The organism is Peribacillus sp. NPDC058075 (genome assembly GCF_042885195.1).
GTDB lineage: Bacteria > Bacillota > Bacilli > Bacillales > DSM-1321 > Peribacillus.
On the sequence record NZ_JBHVSL010000001.1, the window covers coordinates 453,713 to 478,854 of the forward strand.

Below are 25,142 nucleotides of genomic sequence, written 5' to 3' on the forward strand. Positions count from 1 at the left end.
AAAAAATTATATGATGTTCCTGATGATATTTTTTACATGAAAATAAGCTAAGCCTTTTACATCTTGATAAGTTAGCTCAGAATTAATATAAAAAGTTATGAATCCGTGAAGAGAAAGAAAAATCGACCATATGGATGCAGGATTCAATTTGTTGTCCGTTAGGTCCGTCAGGGACTGGATTAGCTTTTCATATGTTTTATTAGAATCAAATTGAAGTAACTGCTGAATCTCTTTTTCCTTCGATAAAAACATGATGGAATAATGATTTTGTTGGGTTAAACCGAACTCCAAGAAGCACAATAAAATCTTTTCCATTTTTATAGAAGGATCATTTTCGGACATGATGATATCATCGATTAAATGATTCAATACGGAAAAATCCGTTTTTACCAAACTATAAAATATTTCCGCCTTATTTTTAAAATGATAATAAATGGCTCCATGGCTGCAATCCAATGATTTAGCCAATTGCCTCATTGAGACATTCGAATACCCTAACGTGGTAAAAAGGTTTCTAGCTTCATTCAACACCATGTCCCTGGATAACTCTTTACCTGCCGATTTCCTTGGCGACATCTTGTCACCTCCTAATTTATTGACCACCGGTTAATTTAGATGATAACTCACTAATTCAGAAATGTAAATTATTAGATTGAATTACAAAACTTTATTTCCGAAGGTAAACTTTACCGTTTAAAAATGAGGGCAAAGGTGAGGTTGCAGGTCATTGCCTATGGGTTATTCCCCGCAACCAGTTAACTTAAATACTAGTGGGTATGATATTCCCGTATCCATAGCAACAAACAGGTAATCAGAGGAAAAAATGGTTGTTCAGTTTATATTACTTTTTTTACCTATAATGCCGTTATATGGTATGATAAGGGATTATTAGCGCTGTGAGGAGATGAATAAATGAAAAAGAAATTCGGTTTTTTGTTATCCATTTTCATAGTCTTGACTGGCTTTTTTTTATTCACTAAACCTTATAAAAATAAAACAAAATCTGTAGAAGACTTTATTAAAGAGTATCCACGAAATCAGGTAATAATTCATGAATGATGATCATAGAGGGAGATGATGAGGACAATCCGGATGATATCGATTTGAATGATGAAGGGGAATTGGAAAAATTGGTAAAAAGGCATTATGAGCAAAGTCAAAAGGGGGAAATATTTTTTACAGAAAACAATCAGTGAAATCACCAACCTGTTATGAGTAAAACGAATGGGGGAGGCGGCAATTATTGATCGTTTTGGATAGTATCTATGGGGAACACATTGTAGAGGGAGTTCTGGAAGAACTGATAGTAAGCAAACCGGTCCAAAGATTGAAGGGGATACATCAAGGCGGGGCAAGTTATTTAGTTAATGAGAAGTGGAATGTCACACGATTTGAGCATTCAATTGGTGTAATGCTTTTAATAAAAACGCTTGGAGGTTCATTAGAGGAACAAATTGCGGGCTTGCTGCATGACGTATCCCACACTGCATTTTCACATGTCATTGATTTTGTTCTGGATTGTAAGGATGAAGATTATCATGAAAAGATATATGATCAAGTCATAACGGAATCCGAAATCCCATTTATGCTGAAGGAATATGGATATCATTGTAAAGTCATTTTTCAATCAAAATGGGAATTGCTTGAACAGCCAGCACCTGAGTTATGTGCCGATCGCGTAGATTATACTCTCCGGGATATGTATCAATATGGACATATCACAATCGAAGCCATTAAAGAATTTCTAGAACATGTAATCATAATAAATGGAAGGATGTATCTGGATAATATTGAATCGGCGGAATGGTTTGTGAAAACGTATTACAGCGAAGTTATTGATTTTTTCATGAACCCACTTAATATATATGGCTACGATATCTTGGCAAAGACCCTGAAAGTGGCTTTAGCTAAAAAGCTGATCAGCCTTGATGACTTACTCGGTACAGATGAAGAAGTCATGTCCTTGTTAAGCTTCACTGAAGACCATGAAGTTCAAAGCCTGTTAAAACGAATCCATGGTAACGTAAAGGTGAAAGAAGATCAAGTGGAATACGATATACATCTGAAAAATAAAATGCGTATGATAGATCCTTCCGTCATTCAAGGAACCCAATTAGTAAGAGCATCCAGTTTATCAGAAAAAGTAAAGAAAATGGGAATGGAAGCCTATAAAAAAGCTTCAAAGGGCATGTATCTCAAAGTGATTTCCGATTGATTTTGTGTCAACCTTGAGTTTTTTCTCGTAAACATCTAAGTATCCTCCCGTATAAAATTAGTTGATTTAGACAATCGACATCTAGGAAGGAGCTAGAATAACGGATACCTTATACATCTGAACCAGCACCCTTTAATCATTAAAAAACTAATGAGGCTCTCAAAGTAGTAACGCCGTTTTCCAAATAACCCTTTAAACAGGTCAATGTATAAACCCAACCTTCCTTTTGTCCGATCATTTTGTTTATTATTTCAGGATCGTCTTCACTCAATCCTGATTCGTTTACTTCAATAATTGTACTCGTATTATCCAACGTTTTTAGTGTAATGGTAACAATCGTTTCTTGATTATTTCCACCCCACGCAAACACGATTTTCCTATTTTCCTCGACTTCCACTACATTAATAACCACCTCAGCATCGTATTCGTTGTATCTCAATGTAAGTGTCCTGCCTTGTTCCCATCTTTCTGAACTGGATGAGAACCAGAAATTCCCGATTTTTTCAGGATTCACTATGGCTTCAAACACTTCATTAGCTGGCTTGATTATCTTAAATTTCGTAATTATTTGGGTATCCATACTTCCACTCTCTTTCGATTTGTTTTTATTGTTTTCCACTTTCCCAATCTACTGATATGGGCGGCAGGGTCCGTCCAGTTTCAAGCAAGCTCTTCAGGTTACTCAGAATAGCTGGCCATCCATTATTCAAGCCTTCAAAGGTATTGTCATCATATACGACATCTGTCTCCAAAAGCTCCTCGTGCCTAACGGTTAACTTTACAACTGAATCATCCATTTTCTGTAATTCAAAAGTGACCCGGGTAGGCTGCTCGCGAGGTGTTTCGTCTCCTGCCATGTTCCATGTAAACGAGAGCAGGTGCAGCGGCTCACACTTAAGTACATACCCGTGATCAGTAATCCGCCCATCTTCGAGTAAATATTTTACGCTTGATCCTTCTTGCCAGTCAGACTGTACATGCAATCCAAAGTGGTATTTCTTCGTGACTTCACCACTCGTCAAGGCTTCCCAAAGCTTCTCTGGTGTGGTTGCGATATAAATAGGATAAACAAACGTAGTTTTTTTCATCATTCTTTTTCCTCCTCGCGTTTATTCCTCATATCAAGTTCGCAGCATATCTCTACCAATGATTGTCCGCTTTTCATATACGACCGGTCAAGCAGTTTTCTACGACAGAAATCGGCAAAGTCATTGCATTGAAGAAGATTTGAAGTGCATTACTAATATCAAACGAATATACGCGGATACATATTAAAATTGACCATATGGAAACTTCTTGATTTCCAATCGTTTTCAAGCTACGATAAATAAGGAAAATGATAATCCGCTCGGGCGGAAGAGGTTCTAGCTACCCTCTCAAAAAAACTAAGGAGAACAGTGCTCTTTCTTAGGGTGCTGTTTTTTCTGTATAAGGAGAATTAAGAAATGTTAAGAATTTTATTGTATTTAGTATCCATCATCACGGCGAATGTGGTTACAGCAGCTTTTGCGCCATTACATTTTGGCATGTTCATCATTCCGATGGGTACTTTGCTCATCGGGGGAACCTTCATCTTTCGAGATCTGGTCCAGAATAAATTCGGCCGCACGAAGACCTATATATGTATCGTCACTGCACTTATTCTATCTGCGTGTGTATCATTTTTATTAGGAGATACGTTATTGATTGTATTTGCTTCCGCATTATCGTTCGTGGTCGCAGAAACAGCGGACACGGAAATCTATACCCGCTTAAAGCTCCCGATGAGTTGGAGGGTGTTTTATAGCGGAATCGTTGGAGGGTTTTTCGATTCGGTAATATTTGTCGTAATTGGTCTAAGTCCATTGGGTGCCAATATATTACCATGGGAAGCAGTACCCGCTGCGGTCATCGGCCAAATCATCGTGAAAACCATCATTCAGTCAATAGGTGCCGTACTTTTGGGACGAATCAATGTAGAACTGGAGAAACGAGTAGTCTCCAGTTAAATGGCAGGAGGGATGCACTACATGGATGGAACAAAAAAAGAAAAAGATAAATGCTATTGTCTCGAGGCGTTTCGTGAAAAATACGGCCCGCATGTTCAAGGGGAATGTATGAAGCTCTCCTGCGCCAATTATCGTAAGCATAAAGGAATAGACAAAAAAGGACCAAATTAGGTCCTTTTTTTTGCGTAAACGGAGTAACTCACTAGAAAACGAGCAAACTCATGTGTGCAATGCAAACTCACTAGTAAACGGTGCGAAATCATGAATGCAGCATGAATTCACGAGTAAATTGCCTAAACTCACGAGTAAAAGTGCAAAACTCACGAGTAAAACAGCAAAATTCACGAGTAAAACAGCAAAATTCACGAGTAAAAGTACGAAATTCACGAGTAAACGGTGCGAAATCATGAATGCCGCACAAACTCACGAGTAAACATAAAAAAAAGCTTCCTGCACCGTTTATTAAATGGGGCTAGGAAGCTTTGTATTTTGTTTAGAAGTGCTCTGTGCTTTTCCGAACTAGTTTTTCGAGGGTGAAAAAGCATTCTCGTTTCCGCTCAAGTTCGGTTTGTCCATTTTCGGTGACATGATAATATTTCCTGCGGCCTGACTCGGACTCTTTCCAATGGCCTTTTATGAATTCTTTTTTTTCTAACCGTTTAAGGGCGGGGTAGAGGGTGCCTTCACTTATTTGATATTTGCCCATGCTCATTTCCTTCAAGATCTTCGTGATTTCATAGCCGTATAGCTTTTTTTGTGAAAGAAGTGAAAGCAAAAGGAGGTCAATGCTTCCCTTCATTAATTCTTTATCCAAATAAAATCTCCTCCTTTTCATTTTTAAAGTGTAATACGTTGTACATCGTATCACAAGGTGCATTTTACTTTTCTAAAAAAAAATGGTTAAATGACGATTGCTAAATAAATTTAATCATAGTAAAATGTGCTTCGGAACGGATGAGTTGTGAAGAGTGTGGTAAGGATATTATATACATGATTTAATTGTTTTAATGAAAATACGGAATAGGATAGAAGATTCCCTACTCAAGGGGTATTAATTGATTTTTTTTCGAAAATCATTTAGATTCTATTTATCAACAAGAGCAAAGAAAGAAGGTCCTAGATAGATGAAAGTGAAAGCACCTGAGCCATTCACATATATTGGTGGAAAGAGAGCTGTTCTTTTACTTCACGGGTTTACCGGAAGTACAGGAGATATGAAAAAATTAGGGAAATACTTGAATGATCTCGACTATACTTGCCATGGACCTCTTTATAGAGGGCATGGAGTGTCTGGTGAGGAATTAGTTAAGACTGGTCCAAAGGAATGGTGGGAAGATGTAGTTAATGGCTATAAATTCCTTAAAGAAGAAGGCTATGAGGAAATTGCAGTTGTAGGAATTTCTTTAGGAGGAGTTTTCTCATTAAAAGTGGGAATTGAATTGCCTGTAATAGGGGTAGTTTCAATGTGCGCTCCGACGCAAGGGAAAAGTATCGATCGACAAAAGAACCGCTTGCTCAATTATGCACAGGCTTATAAGAAGTTTGAGGGCAAAGGCGCAGACCAAATTGCTGCTGAAGTGAAGCTGCTGGAGGAAGAGCCTATGCCTCAACTGAAAGATGTGCTGAATATTATAAATGAGACAGGTGAAAATTTAGATTTAATCACATCACCCACTCTTGTTTTACAAGGGCGCTTGGATGATCCCGATTATACGGAGAGTGCTACAGCGATTTTCAATGAAGTCGATACGCAGCATAAACACTTGATATGGTATGAAAATTCAGGCCATATTATCACATTGGGTAAGGAACGTGAGCAGGTGTATGAAGATGTGTATAAGTTCTTAAATACATTGAACTGGTCGGAATAATAAGCGGGTTTATAAATTCCCCTTTAAGTTAAACGTGTAAATTGCCTGCATTCATATGTAGGCTTTACACAATGCTTGAGGGGATTTTATTTTGGCTGAAAAGTGTTTTTTGCATCTATTTGTAGAAAAAGACCTTTAAGTTATCGTTATTATCAAGAGTAGCCAATAAAATATCGTTCACATCGGCATTATATGTTCTTTTGATTCTGTTTTTAAGCCATGCTTCGTCTTTGCCGCCCCGATTTAATTCTTTAGAATCGATCTTCCCTTCTTTAATAATCGTTTTAGGAAAAGTGAAGGCATTTGTTGCTAGGTGCATATCTGCTGGGGTGACAGCTTCATATTGAGGATATAAGAACAATGAAATGGTGCCACTCGGTTCCCATAGTGCGAGAGATACTTTTTGAATATCTTCGACTTTTTCTTTTCTTAATTCCGATAATAAAAAATCGATGGAGATTCGGGCCCTTGCTAAGCTTTTGTAAATGATTTGTCCATTTTCGATAAGTGGAAAGGGGGCAGAGTCAAAAAACCTTCGGATTTTGCCCCACTTAAGACCCGTAAACACACTAATTATATATAAAATAACTAAAACAGAGGTCGTAATCATTGATCCCTTCAAACCTAACTGTTCATCTGACAAAGGGTGGGCAAGAATGTTTCCAATAATTAATGCCATGATGAAATCAAGTGATCTTAACTGGGAAATGGACCGTTGCCCCATCAATTTAACCGAAAAAAGTAAGAAGAAGAAGGATATAATGGCTCTTAACGTCCACTGGATTGCAGTAAGAGTTTCCTGGCTATTAAAAAAGTCCACAAAAAATTCACGTCCTTATTTCCTGCAAAGGAAATGTAATGGTCAGTAGGATGACTGGGATGTTATTTAAAGACCGGGCCGTTTATAATTTAAGCCAGCTCCTTCTTAAGTATTCCCAACATCGGTCCTTCTAAGACTTTCTTGATTGTTTTCAAAAAATTTATATTAATATAACAACTTTAAAACGTATTGTAATTAAAAATAAACTGATTTAAAATGATATCTTTCCTAAGAAATTTATTTAAAAAATATCCTTGTATAATATCAGTGACGATGGTCTGATAGTTTCTACCTGGCAGCCGTAATGCCGGACTACAAGGAAGTATGAAAATAGAAGAGATGGACAGGTTTATGTTGGTTCGCTTGTGATCCATATAACATGTTTGAATGAAGCTCTTACTTTTTCACACTTTCTTCCTGCGGCTGAAGGTGTAAAAAGGTGAGGGCTTTTTATATAAAAAAAACGAATGGGAAATGATATAGCTAAAGGGGATGAAAGCATGTATTTCTTATTGAATATACTAGGTGTTTTAGTTGTAATGGGCATCGTTTACCTTTGTTCACCTAATAAAAGGAATGTTAAGTGGAAAGCCATTCTTACCTTACTGGTTCTTGAATTGCTTATCACATGGTTCATGTTATCGACAAAAATAGGTGCGTGGGTCATCAATCTGATCGCTTCATTCTTCACCTGGTTGATTGAATGTGCGAATGAAGGGATTTCTTTTGTCTTTCCTTCACTTATGGCCAATGAACAAGTGGATTTCTTTTTCAGCGCATTGATGCCAATTATCTTCATTATCACGTTTTTTGATGTTTTATCGTATTTCGGTATACTTACCTGGATCATTGATAAAGTGGGATGGCTCATTTCAAAAGTATCTGGTTTGCCAAAACTTGAGAGTTTCTTTTCGATTCAGATGATGTTCCTAGGAAATACCGAGGCACTTGCCGTTCTCCGCATGCAGCTCAGTGCAATTAAGGATCAGCGTCTATTGACATTTGGAATCATGAGCATGAGCAGCATCAGTGGTTCAATCATTGGAGCCTACCTGTCCATGGTACCGGCAACCTATGTTTTTGTAGCGATACCTTTGAACTGCTTAAATGCCTTGCTGATAGCTAACATGCTGAATCCAGTCGATGTCAGTAAAGAAGAAGATGTCGTTTATGTACCTTCCAAAGAGGAACGTAAAGATTTCTTTTCCACCATTTCCAACAGTATGCTGGTTGGGGCCAAAATGGTCTTCGTCATCATGGCAATGGTTATCGGCTATGTGGCGTTGACGGCCAGCGTAAACGGCATTTTCGGTTTCTTCGTGGATGGCTTGACCATTCAAAAGATATTCTCTGTCATTTTTAGTCCATTTGCATTCCTGCTTGGATTATCAGGACATGATGCCATGTATGTCGCTCAATTGATGGGAATCAAGCTGGCCACAAATGAGTTCGTAGCCTTGCTCGATTTAAAAGATAAAGTCAGTACACTGCCTCCGCATACAGTCGCTGTGGCTGTCACTTATCTGACGTCATTTGCTAACTTCAGTACAGTCGGCATGATTTATGGAACATTCAATTCCATTCTCAATGATGAGAAATCGAACATTATCGGAAGGAATGTTTGGAAGCTGTTGGTAAGCGGGATGGCTGTTTCCTTGCTAAGTGCCATGGTTGTTGGATTATTCGTTTGGTGATTTAAAACATGGGCATCCATTTTTATAAATGGATGCCCTCTTTTATAAGAAAAAAGCTGTGCAGGATTTTCCCATGCACAGCTTTTTCGTTTATTTCGTCAAATAGTTCTCCGTATAATATGGTTTATTTTCCTCATCGAAGGCAACTCCGACACCGAGCGATTCAAAATCCTTCTGTAATTTATTTTCCCTGTGTCCAATGGAATTCATCAGGCCTTCATGGGCAAAAATACTGCTATTCTGACCGGCAGCAAGGTTTTCCCCAGCCATTCGAAAATTGATTTTGTCATCTTCCATCCGGTCAAAAGGGGATTCTCCTTCAAGATTTGTATGGTTGAAGTATTGATTCACGGCCATATCTGAACTATGATCCTGTGCAGTGACCTTCACTTGTTTATCCCATGAAAGCACGGAGAGATCATGATTGACTCGTGAGGCATTGGTCAAATCGAATAATTGATATTCAAAGCCCTTCTTTAATCCGGGACCGGCTTCTGCAAAATAGCCGCTCTTTTGGTTTTCGAGTTTTGCGTCGATGATTTGGATTGCCGTGACTGTATTTTTCTCATGTTTGTCATAAAAAATGGTCACATAGCTATTATCCATTTCAAACATATCGTATTCGCCGCTGTCACTCCGAATCTGGTAATAGACGTTTCCTTTAAGCAGTTTTGTTACAGGCTCCCCCATTTTCCCGGTCACGGTTTCTTTGGGAGTGCCGCGTTTAATGCCTTCCTTTGAGGAAATCAAATCTTGGTTCGTATATAATCCAACAACTTTATTGTTGTTATCATAGGCAACCATGAAGAAGTTTTGATAATTTTCGTGATAGGCGAACCAATCTACGCCATATTCATTCCGCGTATTCCGTTTAGCTTCACCAGCCAATTTTTCTACATCATCCTTCGTGTCGCCAATTTCTATATTATGGACCGAAAAGGATGCATCAGCAGGTGCTTCCAGTGCTGGTTTTTTCACTTTTTCCGTTTCTTGCGATTCTTTTTCAGAAGCGGTATCCAATGTTTCCGTCAGTGTGCCAATCAGGCTGCTGACCCCAGTACTCAGTTTTTCCAACGCGGTTGAAACCTCGGGCCCGTTTATAAAGGAACGAACATCTGATGCAAAGGCACTAACCCCAGCTTTGAATCCAGACTCCTGAATATCCTTACCATATCCATACCATAATCCAGAGAGTAGGAGTATGAGGACCACAATATTAAACAATTTCCGCAAATCGTTCACTCCTGCTCTATCTAGGATATAGAATCCCGATTAATGAAAGATCATCTGCATCACACTAAAAACAGGTGGGGCACATAACAAAAATAGTGAACACAGAATGAGTATTTTTGAGGCCGTTTTTGGAAGCTTTTCCTTCCCTTTTCCCGAGTACCAGCCACTGAACTGAAGTTTATTTCTATACCAGACGAATAATAAAAGCAGTATCGCGATCGATCCTAGCCAGCCATACTGATTCACACCTATGTTTATATATATGCCGTTTATAATGCTCGAAATGATTGTTCCGGCTATCCCGAATATTAATATAATGCGAATCAATTCTAATAAGACCCTCATATGTCACTCCTTGGTTTCACCATTATACTTCTTCGATTAAAAAATAAAAACTTTAAGTGATGCAGTTTACATATTATACCAAAAAGAGAGAGGGGAATAAAACAGGTGCCTCTTACGAAGGTTAAATTTATGGGATATCAGGGCTAGCTTTCATTAATAGTTAAACCAGGAGAATTCTTTATAAACAAAAAGGATTAGACAATTCGAGCTAATCCTTTTTGTTTGGGATTACTTTAATGGATCATTCAAGACACTTTCCTCGAGAACGGAAAACTTATCCCCATACACCCTTGTTATGTGGTTTTCCCCCCATGTACATAGTGCGGATAGGATACTTTCCAAGCTTTTTCCATACTCACTAAGTTCATATTCCACTTTTGGGGGGACTTGGTTGTAAACGATCCGATTGATGACTTCGTCCTTTTCCAACTCCCTCAATTGTTGGGTCAACATTTTTTGGGTGATGTTCGGCATAAGGCGCTTTAATTCACTAGTCCGCTTTTTCCCATGGGTCAGATGGCAGAGGATAACGCATTTCCATTTTCCGCCCATTACTTCAAGTGTTGCTTCAACGGATATGTTGTATTTCCTTTTTTGCATGATTGGCATACTCTCCTTATTTAATAGGTACTAAAAGGTGCCTATATCACTTTAAAGTACGTACTGTTTTTTATTTCTATTATATCTCATAATAACATTTGCACACCGAATTCCACTGTACCATTTATAAAAAAAGTTGCTAAGGCAATTTCAATGATAGTACAAAATGACAAGAAGGAGAAGAGGATATGATTTCAAATAAAAATAGAAGTACATGGGCATTGCTGGCTTTAGCAATCAGTGCCTTTGCGATTGGAACAACTGAGTTCATCAGCGTGGGATTATTACCACTCATCTCTAAAGATTTACACATTACAGTGACGACGGCGGGATTGACGGTATCCTTATACGCCTTGGGGGTCATGTTCGGGGCACCTATTCTGACATCACTGACATCGAATATGTCGCGAAAGACTTTATTGCTTTGGATAATGATCGTGTTCATTGCCGGAAATGCATTAGCTGCTTCTGCGGCGACGGTCGGTGTATTATTGATCGCACGTGTCATTTCAGCACTTGCACATGGTATCTTCATGTCAATCGGAGCTACGATTGCCGCTGATTTAGTCCCTGAAAACCGCAGGGCGAGTGCCATCGCCATCATGTTTACAGGTCTGACGGTGGCAACGGTGACCGGAGTTCCTTTTGGAACCTTCATCGGTCAGCAATTCGGTTGGAGATACGCTTTCATCATCATTGTGGCAATCGGCTTGCTTGCTTTCATCGGAAACGGCATCCTCGTACCATCCGATTTAAGAAAGGCTGCACGGACCACGTTCCGTGACCAAATCAAATTGGTGACGAATGGCCGATTGCTGCTAGTATTCATCATTACAGCGTTAGGGTATGGAGGTACATTCGTTGTCTTCACGTACCTGTCGCCATTACTTCAGGAAGTGACAGGGTTTAAAGAAGGAACTGTGGCCTTGATTTTGCTAATATATGGAGTAGCCATAGCAATAGGAAATACCCTTGGCGGAAAATTCGCCAATCGCAATCCTATTAATGCCCTATTCTATATGTTTCTTATTCAGGCCATTGTACTTGTTGTACTGACATTCACGGCACCGTTTAAGATAGCTGGTTTAATTACGATCATTTTAATGGGATTGTTTGCATTCATGAATGTGCCGGGGCTTCAAGTGTATGTCGTCATGTTAGCGGAGCGTTTCGTGCCGGGTGCAGTGGACGTGGCGTCAGCCATCAATATTGCCGCCTTCAATGCTGGAATCGCCATTGGTGCCTACTTAGGAGGGGTGATTACGGATTCGATCGGACTGATTCATACAGCGTGGATAGGTGGAGTCATGGTGTTTGCAGCAGTGATTTTAACAGGCTGGAGCCGGGCCTTGGAAAGTAAAGACCGTACCAAGGGAACGGACAAAATAGCATAGGTTAAAAAAGTGATGCATGTTAGAAAAAGCATGCTATGCGTTATAAAGTATCGATAACATAAGTATCATTGCATCCCTTCAGCGAATGATGGAAGGTTCCTTGAAGGGATGTAATGATACTGATACTGATACTGATACTGATACTACTTAGACGCATTACAATCTATAAAAACAATGAAGAAAAAATTTGGAGGTAGAGTATAATGGTGAAAAATTTACAAGATACAACAACATTGCATAATGGCGTCAAAATGCCTTGGTTCGGATTGGGCGTATTTAAGGTGGAAGAAGGACCGGAGCTGGTAAATGCAGTTAAAGTGGCCATTAAACATGGTTATCGCAGTATCGATACGGCTGCCATTTATGAAAATGAAGAAGGGGTCGGCCAAGGAATCCGTGAGGGCTTAAAAGAAGCTGGAATCTCAAGGGAAGACTTATTCGTAACATCAAAAGTCTGGAATGCCGATTTAGGATATGAATCGACAATCGCGGCTTATGAAAAAAGCTTAAAGAAACTTGGCTTGGAGTACTTGGATTTATATCTTATCCATTGGCCAGTGGAAGGAAAATATAAAGAAGCCTGGAGAGCGTTGGAAACTCTTTATAAAGAAGGAAAAGTGAAAGCGATCGGTGTGAGCAATTTCCAGATTCACCATCTTAAAGATTTAATGGCAGATGCAGAAGTGAAGCCGATGGTCAATCAAGTGGAATGCCATCCGCGTTTAACTCAAAAAGAAGTACAGGCTTTCTGTAAGGAACAAGGAATACAGCTTGAAGCATGGTCTCCTTTGATGCAAGGTGAACTTCTGGATAATGAAGTTTTACAAGCTATTGCAACCAAGCATGGCAAATCAGTTGCACAAGTCATTTTGCGCTGGGATTTACAAAATGGAATTGTAACGATTCCTAAATCCACTAAGGAGCATCGTATTGTAGAAAACTCATCTGTATTCGATTTCGAATTGACGGAAGAAGAAATGAACCAAATTGATGAATTGAACCAGAATCACCGTGTTGGTCCAGATCCTGATAATTTCGACTTTTAATCACGTGGGAAGGAGAGGGACGGGATACCCGTCCTTCTTTTTTTATTGGATTACCGTATCGGCATTTACAATGACAGCTTCAGGAATCTGATTAGTTGACACGGTATTACTGAGATGATATAAATGCATGTGCATGCATTTTATAAAAAAGGAGATAAAAAATTATGAATGATTTATTTTCACCTTATCGAATAAAAGAACTTGAACTTAAAAATAGAATTGTCATGCCGCCGATGTGCCAATACTCCGTCGAAGCGGAAGATGGTATCCCAACAAACTGGCATCAGCAGCATTATGTAAGCCGGGCAGTTGGCGGCACGGGGTTAATTATAGTGGAAATGACCGATGTGGAGCCTGATGGGCGCATTTCGAATCGCGATCTTGGATTATGGTCCGACGACCAAATTGGAGCTTTCTCCAAAATCGTTAAGGAAGTACATCAATACGGTGCAAAAATCGGGATACAAATTGCCCATGCAGGCCGTAAAGCGGAGGATGCCGAAACTCCGGTGGCACCATCAGCCATTGCCTTTGACGAAACGTACAAAACACCAAGAGCTTTAGAAACGGAAGAAGTGAAGGAAATGGTCGATAAATTCCGGGAATCGACCAGAAGGGCTGTTACAGCAGGATTTGACGTAATAGAATTACATGGTGCACACGGGTATTTAATCCACCAATTCACATCACCGCTTACGAATAAACGTAATGACGAATATGGAAAAGACCTGACAAAATTCGGAGTGGAGGTCATTAAAGCAGTGAAAAGCGAAATGCCTGCCGACATGCCTTTAATCATGCGCATTTCTGCAAAAGAATACGTAGAAGGCGGATATGGTATTGAAGAAAGCATTGCATTTTCACAAGTCTTTAAAGAAGCAGGCGTCGATATGTTCCATGTAAGCTCTGGAGGAGAAGGCCCGATTGGAGCAGACGGAAGGCCGGGTACACATGCTAGCTATCAAACTCCGTTGGCCAGGGAAATCAAAAAAGCCTTGGATATTCCGGTGATTGCTGTAGGTCGATTAGATAATCCGATTCTTGCAAATTCAATCATTGGTAATGAAGAGGCCGATTTGGTTGCAGTCGGCAGAGGAATGCTGCGAAACCCTTATTGGGCATTGGAAGCATCTAAGACTTTGAATAAAAAAACGGAGATCCCTGAACAATATCAACTGGGATTCAAGCATTAATTCAAATTTATGCTTAAAAACGCCGGCGAATATTATATTCGCTGGCGTTTTTACAATCAGGAATGAGGGAATTTTCATCAGGAATTCCATTACGTGATGTTTAACTGGAAATTTTGCTATAATGAAAAAGATAAATCAAACGATAATTCGAGGTGCTAATTATGGAAGAAATCAAAATCATTACAACTGAAGAAGTGGAAGCGAAGCTAGAGGCAGGCGAAGCGATGGAACTTGTCGATGTTCGTGAAGACGAAGAAGTGCAAGAGGGAATGATCGAAGGCGCGAAACATATTCGCATGAATGATATCCCGGCGAACCTTGACTATTTTGATAAAGAAAAAGAATATATTTTTATCTGCCGTTCAGGACGCCGCAGTGAAAATGTATGCCATTATCTTCAGGAACAAGGATATAAAGTGGCAAACATGGTTGGCGGAATGCTTGAATGGGACGGCGAAGTCATCGTTAAGTGAGGTTTTTCAAAAAGACCTGTTACTTTTGTAAGCGTAAATCCAGGAATGTGACGGTATATTTGGATGAAGAAAGAAAAAAGATCATGGTTTGTTCACAATGCCGAGAATATGCGGAAAGACGCGCATATTTGAAGGAGTAAAAAAAAGAGACCTTTCATCATGAAAGGTCTCTTTTTTCTGTATGGACCTCTTCTAACGGGGATGTATAAATTATATGTTAAAATTAGGGTGCTGAAGTCAGAAAATATAGAAAAAGGAGAGTTGGAGAATGAATGTTCATAAAATAGCGGTCATTGCGGGTGACGGGATAGGCCCTGAGGTGATTGATGAGGGTGTAAAGGTCCTTAAAGAAGTGGCGGCAATTGCCGGGGATTTTTCTTTCCAGTTCACCTATTTTCCATGGGGCTGTGAATATTACCTTGAGCACGGCAAAATGCTGCCCGACGACGGACTGGAACAACTGATGGAGTTTGACGCCGTGTATCTAGGGGCTGTTGGTTATCCTGGTGTCCCGGACCATATTTCCTTACGTGAACTTCTGCTGAAGATCAGAAAGGGATTTGACCAATATGTGAATGTTCGACCCGTTAAATTGCTTCAAGGTGCACCCTGTCCATTAAAAGACGTGACACGTGACCAAATCGATATGGTTGTCATCCGTGAAAACAGTGAAGGGGAATATTCCGGTGCTGGTGATTGGCTTTTTAAAGGCAAGCCGGAAGAAGTCGTCCTGCAGACGGGGGTCTTTTCACGAAAGGGAACCGAGAGGATCATCCGTTATGCTTATGAACTTGCACGTAAGACGGGCAGGACGCTAACGAGCATAAGCAAGGCGAACGCATTGAATTATTCAATGGTTTTTTGGGATCAGGTTTTTGAAGAAATTGGACAAGAGTTTCCGGATGTAGAAACGAATTCCTATCTGGTCGATGCGGCGAGCATGTATTTTGTCAAGCAGCCCGAACGTTTTCAAATCGTTGTCACCTCCAATTTGTTTGGTGACATCATCACCGATTTAGGTGCTGCCATTGCAGGCGGGATGGGGCTGGCGGCCGGTGCCAATTTGAACCCGGAACGGATTTATCCTTCGATGTTCGAACCGATCCATGGTTCAGCCCCGGATATAGCACATCAAGGCATCGCCAATCCACTTGCGGCCATATGGTCCGCCAGTCAGATTCTCGATTTCTTCGGGCATGAGGTTTGGGGTGCTAAAGTGTTGGATGTGGTCGAACAGGTGATGGTCGATAAAAAGGCGCTCACCCCTGATATGGGCGGGACAGCTTCTACAGAAGAAGTCGGGGATGAAGTGGTTGCATTAATATCCGCTTTACAAACAAATCAAGTATAATTTTTTTGAAAAATGGGCATCCTGCACAATAACTATCATTATAGTAAAAGGGCGGGAGAGCCGATGATACAAGTCAAATTATTTGATTATGAGCATGAAAAGGATCTTGAGGATGAAATGAACTTTTTCCTTGAAGACATTCGTGATAATCAAATCGTCGATATCAAATACAATGTGGCCACTACAGGTGAAGAGGAAGAGGAACAGATCTACTGTTTTAGTGCGATGATCATCTATAAAAAAAAATAAAGGCCGGCTGGTCTATAATCAACATAAGACTACCTATTGCTTGCTGGCAGGCAATAGGAGTCTTATTTTTCATGGAAATCGGATATTTGACTTCCTGGGAAGGAGGCCTGAACGATGTGGAAATTAGGGCGATGTCGCTTCCACGCCGTTGACATGAAGTGTTTGTCCTGTCACAAAACGGGAATCATCAGAAGCGAGATAGACAAAGGTGGGAGCCAGTCGCATCCTCCTGTTCATCCAGATAAGCGATGGAAACATCTGCGCTTTCTTTAGCAAAAGCGATGGCAGCCGCAGCGCCAATTCCACTATCTCCGCCAGTTATCAATGCGACACGACCAGGTAATTTTCCACTGCCCTTATAATTGGGATTTTCGATGAGGAGGTCGGGGCACCGTTCATTTTTCTACACCAGGCTGGCGAAATTGCCGTTGCTCCGGAACCGTGATGAGGACGTCTTGATAACGAGTGATCTTTCCATAATTCGGATGCATGGGATAGCTTTCACATGATGATTTCTTTTTTTATCTTCTGCCATGAGGAGTCCTCCTAAAAAAGAATTTAGTCGGATTACTCTATGACGATCACGTATATGCCGTGCATGAAGAACATGTATGGGTACGGGCTCGTTGCCGTACAGCTCGAATATGCTGAAGTGTAGAAAAATAGTTTATGGAGGCCTTAATATGCCATATTATTATAGCGAAGAAGTGAAATTGTTATTGGTCGATCAATCGGATGAAAAAGTGGAGTTGTTATATGATTCCAACCCCAATACCTTTGAATTGCCGCTTATAGGACCAAGACCGCCATATTATTATAACCCGCGCTATGTGCCGTATTATCCCGTGATTTAAGGGTGAACATACTAAGGGAAAATGCAAGAAGAAAGGAGTTTGCTGAAATGGGCTGCCTTGGTCTTTCGATGAGTGGACTAAAAGCAGCCTCATTCGATTCAACTAAATTCCCGATCATAACAGATATCATTAAGAAAAACTGATTATATTTATCTATGAATTTTACAAACCCGGGGATAATGAGTAAAGTTATACATAATACATAGAGCGGACTGGTGTATTTAAAGGGGAGATCCATATTGGATAACAATATGAAACAACTAATAAAAAATCTACAGCAATCGGATGGTGGACATATCTTATACTGTTTTAATGAATTGGAAACCTACATGGAAAATGAGGCAACATTCATCATTGAGGGTGTTAAACAGGGAGACCATATTCTGGTCATCGAAAATGACCGTATCTTTCCTTTTGTGTATAAGAAATTGCAGCTTCATTTAAATGAGGAGCAATTGGAGCAAGTGCATCTTATGAATAATTTTGATTTTTATTGTTTTCATGGAGACTTCCATCCTTCGACGATGGTTAATTATTTTTTGGAAAATATCGATACATTCACTGAACGCAATCAGCACGTGCGGACTTGGGGCCATGTTGAATGGGGCCATGACGAACAAGCCAGCTTAGCGATAGGCGAATATGAAAAAGGAATCAACAAACTGATCAAGGAACGAGGATTGATTTCTGTTTGTGCGTACGATGACTGCAGAGTGCCTGCCGAGCTTAAAACAAACTTGCTCAAGCATCATGGGGTCCTGGTAACCGATGAAAAAATCACGTTTTTAGCAAACCGATAGAATGGAAGGGGCGAGTTATTTGGAAAGTTTTACTGAACGGGTAATTACTATCATACAACAAATCCCTTCCGGTAAAGTGATGACATATGGTCAAATTGGACAGCTCGCCGGAAGTCCGCGCGGTGCAAGGCAGGTCGTAAGGATCCTCCATTCAAGCAGCAAAAAACATGACCTTCCTTGGCACCGGGTAATCAATGCCAAAGGAGAAATTGGCATAAAAGCGGAGGGAGCCGCCGAACACCAGAAGGCGATGCTCGAGAGTGAAGGCGTCACATTCACGAAACAGGATACCATTGACCTAGAAGCATTTCGCCATCATCCAGAAATGTTTTAAAATGAACGCCGGATAATAGAGGGTTCGCGGCTGCGGACGAAAAAAGCAGGTGCAGGCAAGAATAACAGCAACTACGCCGGAATCAAAGCTAACAAACACGGAATGTGTGCAGGCTTACGAAATCGCATATAAAAAGAGGCCGATCCAAGCGGATCAGCCTCTTTGAATTATGAACGGGCATACATGGCAGCATTCATTCCGGCGAGTCTTCCGGTTACTAATGCCGATGTGATATTATAGCCGCCTGTGTATCCGTGTATATCCAGAATTTCACCGCAGAAATACAGTCCGTCCATTAGTTTGGATGCCATTTCCTTTGGATGTATTTCTTTGACGGATACGCCGCCGCCCGTGACGAAGGCTTTTTCCAGCGGCTGTGTGCCGTGCACACCGAATTGGAAGTCCTTGCATAATTCTGCGAAGCGGCGGATTTTTTCATTTGATATCGTCGCTCCTTGTTCTTGAAGGTCGATGCCGCTTCGCTCAAGCAGGAAGTGAAGGTATCGTTCAGGAACTAAGCCTTTTAAGGTGTTTTTAATGGCTTTTTTCGGTTCGGCCTTGATTTCCTTCATGATATCTTGAAAAACCTCTTCCTTGTTTCGGTCCGGCAGGGCATCGAGCTTCATAGTCACTTCCGCCAGATTCCATTTTTTCATCGCTTTCACGACGAATTGGCTGCATCTTAGAACAGCTGGACCGGAGACGCCAAAATGGGTGAAGAGCATATCCATTCGGTGTGTGATCAGGGCCTTGCCCTTTGGGTTAAGGACACTCAATGAAACATCGCGAAGTGCGAGACCTTGAAGTGTTCGATCTTTAATGAATGTTTCATGGCTTAGTACGGGAACTTCAGTTGGGAACAGCTCGGTAATCGTATGTCCCGCCTTTTTAGCCCATGCGTAGCCGTCTCCCGTTGAACCGGTGTGGGGAACCGATTTCCCGCCGACTGCAATCACGACGGCATCCGTGTCAATGGTCTGGCCATCTTTTAACCGGACACCGCTGGTTTTTCCATGTTCATAGAGAACTTCCGCAACTGGAGAGTTCTTATAGATCGTTACTTTTAAATTCGACAGGCGCGTCAGAAGGGCATCCACGACACTTTGTGCTTTATCGTTGACAGGGAACATCCGGCCATGGTCCTCTTCTTTTAGAGCTACGCCCAATTTTTCAAAGAATTGAATAATGTCCTCATTATTGAACTCTGAGAAAGCACTGTATAGAAATCGCCCGTTTCCAGGGATATGCTGAATGATTTCATCAATTGAGAGCCTGTTCGTCACGTTGCAGCGACCGCCGCCCGAGATTGCAAGTTTCCTTCCGAGCTTCTCGCCTTTATCCACTAACAAGACATGGGCACCTTTTTCACCGGCTGCAATTGCTGCCATCAATCCGGAAGGACCGCCGCCAATTACCACTACATCATATTTCAAATTGATCACCACTTTATCATTTTCAGTCCCTTCATTATATAGCAAGAGCCCGTCAGATTGCGAATATAGAAGAAAAGGAATTTTTTGTTTGTGTATTATCATCGAAAACGATAAACTTGAGTGTAGTTTTCTATAGAAAAAATACTTTAATATGATAAGATAAAGAGCGTGTGAAACGTAACTGACAGAGGCAGGAAGGGATTAGATGTCATCTAAGTTTTTAAAAGGGGCTTTTATATTAACGCTGGGAGCGATCATTTCCAAGATACTTGGTTTATTTTACGTCATCCCATTTGAACATATGGTTGGGAATAAAGGGGCTACCCTCTATCAATATGGGTACGTTCCATATACCATTTTCATTAGCTTTGCAACGGCAGGCATGCCGCTTGCTGTTTCTAAATTCATTTCGAAGTATAATGCGCTTGAGGAATACGCAGTCGGTGAGAAGTTATTTAAATCGAGCCTGAAATTAATGGTAATCACCGGTTTTCTCGCTTTTTTGATTCTCTATACGATGGCTCCGCTGTTTACTGGAGTCTTTGGGGTCAGGCAGGAAGATGTCAGTGATGTCACGGAGATCATACGGGCAGTCAGCTTCGCCTTGATTTTTGTACCGTTCATGAGCATCATCCGCGGCTTCTTTCAAGGTCATGAAGCGATGGAACCAACGGCCATATCTCAGGTTATCGAACAAATTGTCCGCATCGTGTTTCTTTTGGCTGGTGTGTATGTTGTTTTGAATGTCCTGGATGGAGAGTTAGTGAGAGCCATCCAAGTGGCCACCTTCGCGGCGACGGTCGGGGCTGTCGGCGGTTTAGTTGTGTTATTTTGGTATTGGAAAAAACAAAAACCCCATTTGGACAGCTTGATGAAGAAAGACCGGGGGACGATGGAAATTTCCCTGAAGGAAATCTATAAAGAAATATTTCTTTCGTCGATTCCTTTCATATTTGTCGGAATCGCGATGCCATTGTTTCAGTTTGCGGACTTATTGTCTTTCAATAAGGCGATGTCTTCCATCGGCTTGCAGCACGTCGCAGAAGATGCACTTGGGGTGTTGAATGTATATGCCCAGAAGCTTGTCTTGATTCCGATGACGCTTGCAACCGGGTTTTCAATGGCACTTCTTCCCTCGGTGACGAAGGCATATGTAAGCGAGGATTCGGAAGAGTTAAACCGCCAGCTGAACCAGGCCTTCCAAATTTTGCTGTTCATTACGATCCCAGCGGTCGTTGGCATGTCGGTGCTAGCCGATCCAATCTATAGTGCCTTTTACAGCCATGATCCACTTGGAATCAGTGTCCTGAAGGCATATGCGCCCGTTTCCATCTTATTTGCGCTTTTTTCCGTTTCGGCGGCCATTTTGCAAGGCATCAATCAGCAAAAATATACGGTGCTCAGCCTGCTTGTAGGCTTTTTAATCAAATTGAGCTTGAATATCCCGATGATCAAGATGTTTGAAACGGAAGGATCCGTTTATGCTACGGCATTCGGCTATTTGGCTGCTGTGCTGCTGAATTTGTATGTCATTACCTACTTTACTGGATATCGTTACAGCCTTACCATCAGACGATCCGTTTTGATTTCCGTTTTTTCAGTGATAATGGGACTGGCTGCATGGGGCATGAACAGTTTATTATCGCTTTGGCTTACAACGGAAGGGCGATTCCAGGCGATTTTGATCGTGGCCGTTTGTGCAATTTTTGGAGCGCTCATTTATGCGGCGCTTTCCTTGAAAAGCAAACTTGCCCATCGTTTGTTCGGTACCCGGATCGATCGGTTAAAATCTAAATTAGGATTATAAGCTGGAAGTTTGATGTGTAAAATAAAGGGTATTGAATGGTGAATCCCCAGATTAAAATATATTGGCCTTGCCTGTCATTAAAGTGGGCAAGGCTTTTTCTTGAAAAAGGCTTTAGGAGGAAACGATGAGAATAGATAAGATTTTATCCAATATAGGTTATGGCAGCAGGAAAGAAGTGAAAAAGCTCCTGAAATCCGGCGCCGTCAAGGTCAATGACATGCTGCTCAAGGACCCGAAGGAACAAGTGGACCCTGATACGGAAATCGTGACGGTTCATGGTGAACGGGTTGAATACAGGGAATTCATTTATTTAATGATGAATAAACCGCCAGGCGTATTGTCGGCAACGGAGGACAACTACCAAGAAACGGTCATCGACATCTTGGAGCCGGAAGATTCAGTTTTCGAGCCATTTCCTGTAGGTCGTCTTGATAAGGACACAGAAGGTTTATTGCTGATCACGAATGACGGAAAGCTTGCCCACCAACTGCTGTCCCCGAAGAAACATGTCCCTAAAACATATTTTGCGGTCATTGATGGCGAAGTGACGGAACGGGATATCGAGGCATTCCGCAATGGCGTGACCTTGGATGATGGATACGAAACAAAACCAGGTGAATTGAACATTTTAAAATCAGGTCTGACATCCGATATCGAGCTGACGATCATGGAAGGGAAGTTTCATCAGGTGAAGCGGATGTTTGAGGCCGTTGGCAAACGTGTCGTCTATCTTAAACGTCTTTCCATGGGGAGTTTACAGCTTGATGAGGAACTGGAGCTTGGTGAATACCGTGAGTTGACGGCGGAGGAGCTTGAACAGTTAAAGGCAGGCCAACCGGCTGAATGATATGTGGAAACAAAAAATGAGGCGGACAAAAAATTGTCCGCCTCAAAGTATTTTACATATCGATCTTGTTCGGGTGGTCGTTCTTTTTACGATGACATCTTCACCTTTTTACTTGTTGTCGTCCAAAGGCCTCGGCTTGGGCTTTGAACAAGGTCATTGTATGCTAAGACATTTAAATCGCGCTGCACAGTTCGAGGAGTGATACCAAATTCTTCTACAAGCTCTTGAGTAGAAACCGTACCGTTATTACTAATGAACATATAAACGGATTTAATACGGGTTAACATGCGATTTGTTGAAGGTTTCAAAAAATCACTCCTTATTCTTTTCATTGTTATTTTGAACAAATGAAAACAACCGATATGTCGGACAGCATTTCAGCTGTCACTATGTACTTGCTATACCCACCCTATAACTCCTCGGAAACATTTAGAAAAAATAAGATGTCATTAGCTTCATTCTACCCCTTTGCAAAAGCAAATTCTAGGGAAAAATACTAATTGACTAAATATTACATTTATTATATCAAATTTTAACAAAATTATTCTTTATACATATACAAAATTAATAAAGAGCTGTTCCATTTGTTCTTGATCTTATTTTGCCAATACAGGACGCTTAATATGCATTTCGAGATTCGAGATGTCACACAACACGAACGTTGACTTTTAGGGCATATACATGTTATTTTACTAAAAATAGATCATAAATCGTAATAATTACGTTTTGTGTATTGGTACAGGAATTGCTTGTAGGCTTGCGGTTACGATGTCATAATGAGGTATCGGGCAGTATAGACTTTTCATACATTTCTAAAAGGATTTAAATATAAACCAATTCGAGGTAGAGCCATATGAACGAACGATTAATGGAGTTTTTATTGCGCGACGAAGTAACCAGACTTTCTGGCGTCAAAAAACAAGTGTATGAATTCATCGTGAACGAAGAAGATTATCTTGCATCAAAGGCAGACACGGTCGATCAATTCATGAGATTGCTGGTAAAGCATTCTCCGCCCAGGCTCGCAGCCCGTCATTTCAATATGCCTTATGGGGAAATCATTCGTTTCATGAATGAAATAGAAGATGAACTGAATGAGAGATTAGAGGAAAGATGCAAGAAAGTGAAGTGGATGGACTACACGGAAAAGGACCAGCTGGCATTCGAGGAATATCATAGGAAGTTATATCTATTTGTAAATTAATAAAAAAATGCCCTCGGTATAAAAGGGCATTTTTTTATTTGTCCGGATCCGTTGAACGGGTATCCAGCATAATCATTGTTTGACAGGACCATAAGAGCAAGAATGAGGACGATTTGGAGCTGGGTTGATTGCTTTATCCGTTTCAGGAGTGACTACCGGAACACGTGTTGGACGTTGATCGGCTTTTTGACATTTAACTGCCTTATTTAACGACTGCTTATTGTAAAAAATGAAAAAAGAGTGTACCATTAAATGAGAATGATAATCAATCACACTTGATTACCGAGGAGTGGACGTTAATGGCACAGCAGGAATTATTTGATGTAACGGTTATTGGGGGAGGGCCTGCAGGCCTTTACTCCACTTTTTATAGCGGACTTAGAGAAATGAAAGTTAAACTGATTGAATACCAGCCACGGCTAGGCGGGAAAATTCATGTCTATCCAGAGAAGATGATTTGGGATGTTGGAGGGCTGACACCCACTACTGGGGAAAAATTAATTGAGCAGTTAGTGGAGCAAGGTTTAACATTCAATCCAACAGTCGTCTTGAATGAAAAAGTGGAATCCATCACACGTAATGAAGAAGGTATCTTCGTTTTACATACGGCTTCAGGTCAAATGCATTTTTCCAAGACGATCATTGTCGCGGTTGGCGGCGGAATCCTGAATCCGCAAAAGTTGGAAATAGACGGGGCAGAAAGGTTTGAAGTCTCCAATTTAAACTATACTGTTAAGTCTTTCAATCGTTTCAAGGATAAGACGGTGATCATTTCAGGCGGCGGGAATTCTGCAATAGACTGGGCAAATGAATTGGAGCCCATCGCCAAAAAGGTGTATCTGACATACAGGAAAGATAGTTTAGCAGGACATGAATCACAAGCAAGGCAATTGATGGAAAGCTCTGCTGTTTGTTTCTTGAATACGACGATTACAAAATTGATCGCCTGCGCCGATCATGAATCCATTGAACATGTTGAACTGACGAATCACGCAACGGGAGAAGTTTCTTACTTACCGATCGATGAGGTCATCATCAATCATGGTTATGAGCGTGATACATCGTTGCTTCGAAATAGTAAAGTGGACATTGCCATTGCCGACAATTATTATATTGAAGGTACTCCTGTAAGTGAATCCTCGATGGATGGAATATACGCTGCCGGTGATATCCTTAAGCATGAAGGGAAATTGAACCTGATAGCAGGTACTTTTCAAGATGCAGCAAATGCCGTAAACAAGGCAAAGCAATATATCCAGCCTGACGCTCACGGAGTGGGGATGGTTTCTTCCCATAATGAAATCTTTAAAAAGCGCAATAGGGAATTGATCAAGGAAATGATGAAACCCGCTGGGGTACTTTAAAGGGAAACGGAAAAAAGCTCCAAGGTC

The 25,142-nt window shown here is 40.9% G+C and carries 30 protein-coding genes, 1 pseudogene and 2 riboswitches; of the genes and pseudogenes, 19 read left to right on the plus strand and 12 right to left on the minus strand.

Translation table 11 applies throughout. The annotated features are described in order from the left end of the window. Positions 1-6: 6 nt before the first annotated feature. The gene (locus ACFVS1_RS02325) at positions 7-576 is read right to left on the minus strand and encodes a TetR/AcrR family transcriptional regulator (RefSeq protein WP_387544984.1); all 570 of its coding nucleotides are present in this window, start codon (positions 574-576) and stop codon (positions 7-9) included. A 479-nt stretch (positions 577-1,055) separates the two neighbouring features. On the opposite strand from ACFVS1_RS02325, the gene ACFVS1_RS02330 reads away from it, so the two are divergent. Further along, complete coding sequence (locus tag ACFVS1_RS02330) at positions 1,056-1,196, plus strand: hypothetical protein (RefSeq protein WP_387544985.1); 141 nt, start codon at positions 1,056-1,058, stop codon at positions 1,194-1,196. Between the two features lie 47 nt (positions 1,197-1,243). Next, a complete protein-coding gene (locus tag ACFVS1_RS02335) occupies positions 1,244-2,215 on the plus strand; it encodes an HD domain-containing protein (RefSeq protein WP_387544986.1) in 972 nt (323 codons plus the stop codon). Between the two features lie 139 nt (positions 2,216-2,354). On the opposite strand, the gene ACFVS1_RS02340 is transcribed toward ACFVS1_RS02335, so the two are convergent. Together ACFVS1_RS02340 and ACFVS1_RS02345 are read right to left on the minus strand one after the other, a co-directional pair. Further along, positions 2,355-2,795 (minus strand): SRPBCC domain-containing protein, encoded by a 441-nt coding sequence (locus ACFVS1_RS02340; protein ID WP_387544987.1) that lies wholly within the window; start codon positions 2,793-2,795, stop codon positions 2,355-2,357. A gap of 25 nt (positions 2,796-2,820) precedes the next feature. Next, complete coding sequence (locus tag ACFVS1_RS02345) at positions 2,821-3,306, minus strand: SRPBCC family protein (protein ID WP_352925429.1); 486 nt, start codon at positions 3,304-3,306, stop codon at positions 2,821-2,823. 261 nt (positions 3,307-3,567) lie between these two features. Next, a riboswitch (PreQ1 riboswitch) is annotated at positions 3,568-3,610 on the plus strand. 50 nt (positions 3,611-3,660) lie between these two features. Between ACFVS1_RS02345 and ACFVS1_RS02350 the strand changes: the two genes are divergently transcribed. Continuing rightward, on the plus strand, positions 3,661-4,203 hold the full coding sequence (locus tag ACFVS1_RS02350) for a VUT family protein (protein WP_214788352.1): 543 nt from the start codon (positions 3,661-3,663) through the stop codon (positions 4,201-4,203). A gap of 21 nt (positions 4,204-4,224) precedes the next feature. Further along, positions 4,225-4,374: a hypothetical protein gene (locus ACFVS1_RS02355; protein ID WP_241589077.1), complete on the plus strand. Its 150-nt coding sequence runs from the start codon at positions 4,225-4,227 to the stop codon at positions 4,372-4,374. A gap of 48 nt (positions 4,375-4,422) precedes the next feature. On the opposite strand, the gene ACFVS1_RS02360 is transcribed toward ACFVS1_RS02355, so the two are convergent. Together ACFVS1_RS02360 and ACFVS1_RS02365 are read right to left on the minus strand one after the other, a co-directional pair. Continuing rightward, positions 4,423-4,611, minus strand: a complete 189-nt coding sequence (locus ACFVS1_RS02360; protein WP_387544988.1) for a hypothetical protein — start codon at positions 4,609-4,611, stop codon at positions 4,423-4,425. Positions 4,612-4,696: 85 nt separating this feature from the next. Further along, positions 4,697-5,017: a PadR family transcriptional regulator gene (locus ACFVS1_RS02365; protein ID WP_352925434.1), complete on the minus strand. Its 321-nt coding sequence runs from the start codon at positions 5,015-5,017 to the stop codon at positions 4,697-4,699. A 310-nt stretch (positions 5,018-5,327) separates the two neighbouring features. Here ACFVS1_RS02365 and ACFVS1_RS02370 point away from each other — a divergent pair, with 310 nt between their 5' ends. Further along, positions 5,328-6,074, plus strand: a complete 747-nt coding sequence (locus tag ACFVS1_RS02370) for an alpha/beta hydrolase (RefSeq protein WP_352925436.1) — start codon at positions 5,328-5,330, stop codon at positions 6,072-6,074. Between the two features lie 115 nt (positions 6,075-6,189). Here ACFVS1_RS02370 and ACFVS1_RS02375 read toward each other — a convergent pair whose 3' ends face one another. After that, positions 6,190-6,894, minus strand: a complete 705-nt coding sequence (locus tag ACFVS1_RS02375; protein ID WP_387544989.1) for a DUF421 domain-containing protein — start codon at positions 6,892-6,894, stop codon at positions 6,190-6,192. A gap of 234 nt (positions 6,895-7,128) precedes the next feature. After that, positions 7,129-7,229: riboswitch (purine riboswitch) on the plus strand. A gap of 165 nt (positions 7,230-7,394) precedes the next feature. Here ACFVS1_RS02375 and ACFVS1_RS02380 point away from each other — a divergent pair. Beyond that, a complete protein-coding gene (locus ACFVS1_RS02380; protein ID WP_241589073.1) occupies positions 7,395-8,588 on the plus strand; it encodes a nucleoside transporter C-terminal domain-containing protein in 1,194 nt (397 codons plus the stop codon). 90 nt (positions 8,589-8,678) lie between these two features. Here the strand turns inward: ACFVS1_RS02380 and ACFVS1_RS02385 are convergent, their stop codons facing one another. From ACFVS1_RS02385 to ACFVS1_RS02395, 3 genes are all read right to left on the minus strand, one after another. Further along, complete coding sequence (locus tag ACFVS1_RS02385; RefSeq protein ID WP_387544991.1) at positions 8,679-9,821, minus strand: CAP domain-containing protein; 1,143 nt, start codon at positions 9,819-9,821, stop codon at positions 8,679-8,681. 39 nt (positions 9,822-9,860) lie between these two features. Beyond that, complete coding sequence (locus ACFVS1_RS02390; protein WP_352925442.1) at positions 9,861-10,166, minus strand: hypothetical protein; 306 nt, start codon at positions 10,164-10,166, stop codon at positions 9,861-9,863. A 228-nt stretch (positions 10,167-10,394) separates the two neighbouring features. Then, on the minus strand, positions 10,395-10,766 hold the full coding sequence (locus tag ACFVS1_RS02395) for a winged helix-turn-helix transcriptional regulator (protein WP_352925444.1): 372 nt from the start codon (positions 10,764-10,766) through the stop codon (positions 10,395-10,397). 188 nt (positions 10,767-10,954) lie between these two features. On the opposite strand from ACFVS1_RS02395, the gene ACFVS1_RS02400 reads away from it, so the two are divergent. The 6 genes from ACFVS1_RS02400 (at position 10,955) to ACFVS1_RS02425 (ending at position 16,472) form a co-directional block, all read left to right on the plus strand. Next, positions 10,955-12,160 carry an MFS transporter gene (locus ACFVS1_RS02400; RefSeq protein WP_387544992.1) on the plus strand — a complete coding sequence of 402 codons (1,206 nt, stop codon included), beginning with the start codon at positions 10,955-10,957 and terminating at the stop codon, positions 12,158-12,160. Positions 12,161-12,363: 203 nt separating this feature from the next. After that, positions 12,364-13,206 carry an aldo/keto reductase gene (locus ACFVS1_RS02405; protein ID WP_387544993.1) on the plus strand — a complete coding sequence of 281 codons (843 nt, stop codon included), beginning with the start codon at positions 12,364-12,366 and terminating at the stop codon, positions 13,204-13,206. Positions 13,207-13,370: 164 nt separating this feature from the next. Next, positions 13,371-14,399 (plus strand): NADH:flavin oxidoreductase/NADH oxidase, encoded by a 1,029-nt coding sequence (locus ACFVS1_RS02410; protein ID WP_387544995.1) that lies wholly within the window; start codon positions 13,371-13,373, stop codon positions 14,397-14,399. Between the two features lie 161 nt (positions 14,400-14,560). Beyond that, entirely contained in the window at positions 14,561-14,872 is a 312-nt protein-coding gene (locus ACFVS1_RS02415) for a rhodanese-like domain-containing protein (protein WP_034309364.1), read from the plus strand. A 268-nt stretch (positions 14,873-15,140) separates the two neighbouring features. Further along, the gene (locus ACFVS1_RS02420) at positions 15,141-16,223 is read left to right on the plus strand and encodes a tartrate dehydrogenase (protein WP_352925452.1); all 1,083 of its coding nucleotides are present in this window, start codon (positions 15,141-15,143) and stop codon (positions 16,221-16,223) included. 63 nt (positions 16,224-16,286) lie between these two features. Then, positions 16,287-16,472 (plus strand): sporulation protein Cse60, encoded by a 186-nt coding sequence (locus ACFVS1_RS02425; protein WP_048682016.1) that lies wholly within the window; start codon positions 16,287-16,289, stop codon positions 16,470-16,472. Between the two features lie 220 nt (positions 16,473-16,692). On the opposite strand, the pseudogene ACFVS1_RS02430 reads toward ACFVS1_RS02425, so the two are convergent. Next, positions 16,693-16,963 (minus strand): annotated as a pseudogene (locus ACFVS1_RS02430) (NAD(P)-dependent oxidoreductase); the annotation flags it as partial. A gap of 192 nt (positions 16,964-17,155) precedes the next feature. Here ACFVS1_RS02430 and ACFVS1_RS02435 point away from each other — a divergent pair. The 3 genes from ACFVS1_RS02435 to ACFVS1_RS02445 all read left to right on the plus strand — a co-directional run bounded on the left by ACFVS1_RS02435 (position 17,156) and on the right by ACFVS1_RS02445 (position 18,460). Further along, the gene (locus tag ACFVS1_RS02435) at positions 17,156-17,326 is read left to right on the plus strand and encodes a hypothetical protein (RefSeq protein ID WP_170971649.1); all 171 of its coding nucleotides are present in this window, start codon (positions 17,156-17,158) and stop codon (positions 17,324-17,326) included. Positions 17,327-17,565: 239 nt separating this feature from the next. Beyond that, positions 17,566-18,126 (plus strand): MEDS domain-containing protein, encoded by a 561-nt coding sequence (locus ACFVS1_RS02440; protein WP_352925455.1) that lies wholly within the window; start codon positions 17,566-17,568, stop codon positions 18,124-18,126. Between the two features lie 19 nt (positions 18,127-18,145). Further along, on the plus strand, positions 18,146-18,460 hold the full coding sequence (locus ACFVS1_RS02445) for an MGMT family protein (protein ID WP_352925457.1): 315 nt from the start codon (positions 18,146-18,148) through the stop codon (positions 18,458-18,460). A 167-nt stretch (positions 18,461-18,627) separates the two neighbouring features. On the opposite strand, the gene ACFVS1_RS02450 is transcribed toward ACFVS1_RS02445, so the two are convergent. Then, complete coding sequence (locus tag ACFVS1_RS02450; RefSeq protein ID WP_387544997.1) at positions 18,628-19,893, minus strand: BaiN/RdsA family NAD(P)/FAD-dependent oxidoreductase; 1,266 nt, start codon at positions 19,891-19,893, stop codon at positions 18,628-18,630. Between the two features lie 205 nt (positions 19,894-20,098). On the opposite strand from ACFVS1_RS02450, the gene ACFVS1_RS02455 reads away from it, so the two are divergent. Both ACFVS1_RS02455 and ACFVS1_RS02460 read left to right on the plus strand, forming a co-directional pair. Further along, positions 20,099-21,700: a putative polysaccharide biosynthesis protein gene (locus tag ACFVS1_RS02455; protein WP_387544999.1), complete on the plus strand. Its 1,602-nt coding sequence runs from the start codon at positions 20,099-20,101 to the stop codon at positions 21,698-21,700. Positions 21,701-21,824: 124 nt separating this feature from the next. Beyond that, positions 21,825-22,547, plus strand: coding sequence for a pseudouridine synthase (locus ACFVS1_RS02460; RefSeq protein ID WP_387545001.1), 723 nt, complete (start codon positions 21,825-21,827; stop codon positions 22,545-22,547). 86 nt (positions 22,548-22,633) lie between these two features. Here the strand turns inward: ACFVS1_RS02460 and ACFVS1_RS02465 are convergent, their stop codons facing one another. After that, positions 22,634-22,855, minus strand: coding sequence for a DeoR family transcriptional regulator (locus ACFVS1_RS02465; protein WP_034309346.1), 222 nt, complete (start codon positions 22,853-22,855; stop codon positions 22,634-22,636). Between the two features lie 545 nt (positions 22,856-23,400). Between ACFVS1_RS02465 and ACFVS1_RS02470 the strand changes: the two genes are divergently transcribed. Together ACFVS1_RS02470 and ACFVS1_RS02475 are read left to right on the plus strand one after the other, a co-directional pair. Next, a complete protein-coding gene (locus ACFVS1_RS02470; RefSeq protein WP_387545003.1) occupies positions 23,401-23,751 on the plus strand; it encodes a hypothetical protein in 351 nt (116 codons plus the stop codon). A gap of 299 nt (positions 23,752-24,050) precedes the next feature. Next, a complete protein-coding gene (locus tag ACFVS1_RS02475) occupies positions 24,051-25,115 on the plus strand; it encodes an NAD(P)/FAD-dependent oxidoreductase (protein ID WP_387545004.1) in 1,065 nt (354 codons plus the stop codon). Positions 25,116-25,142 lie beyond the last annotated feature (27 nt).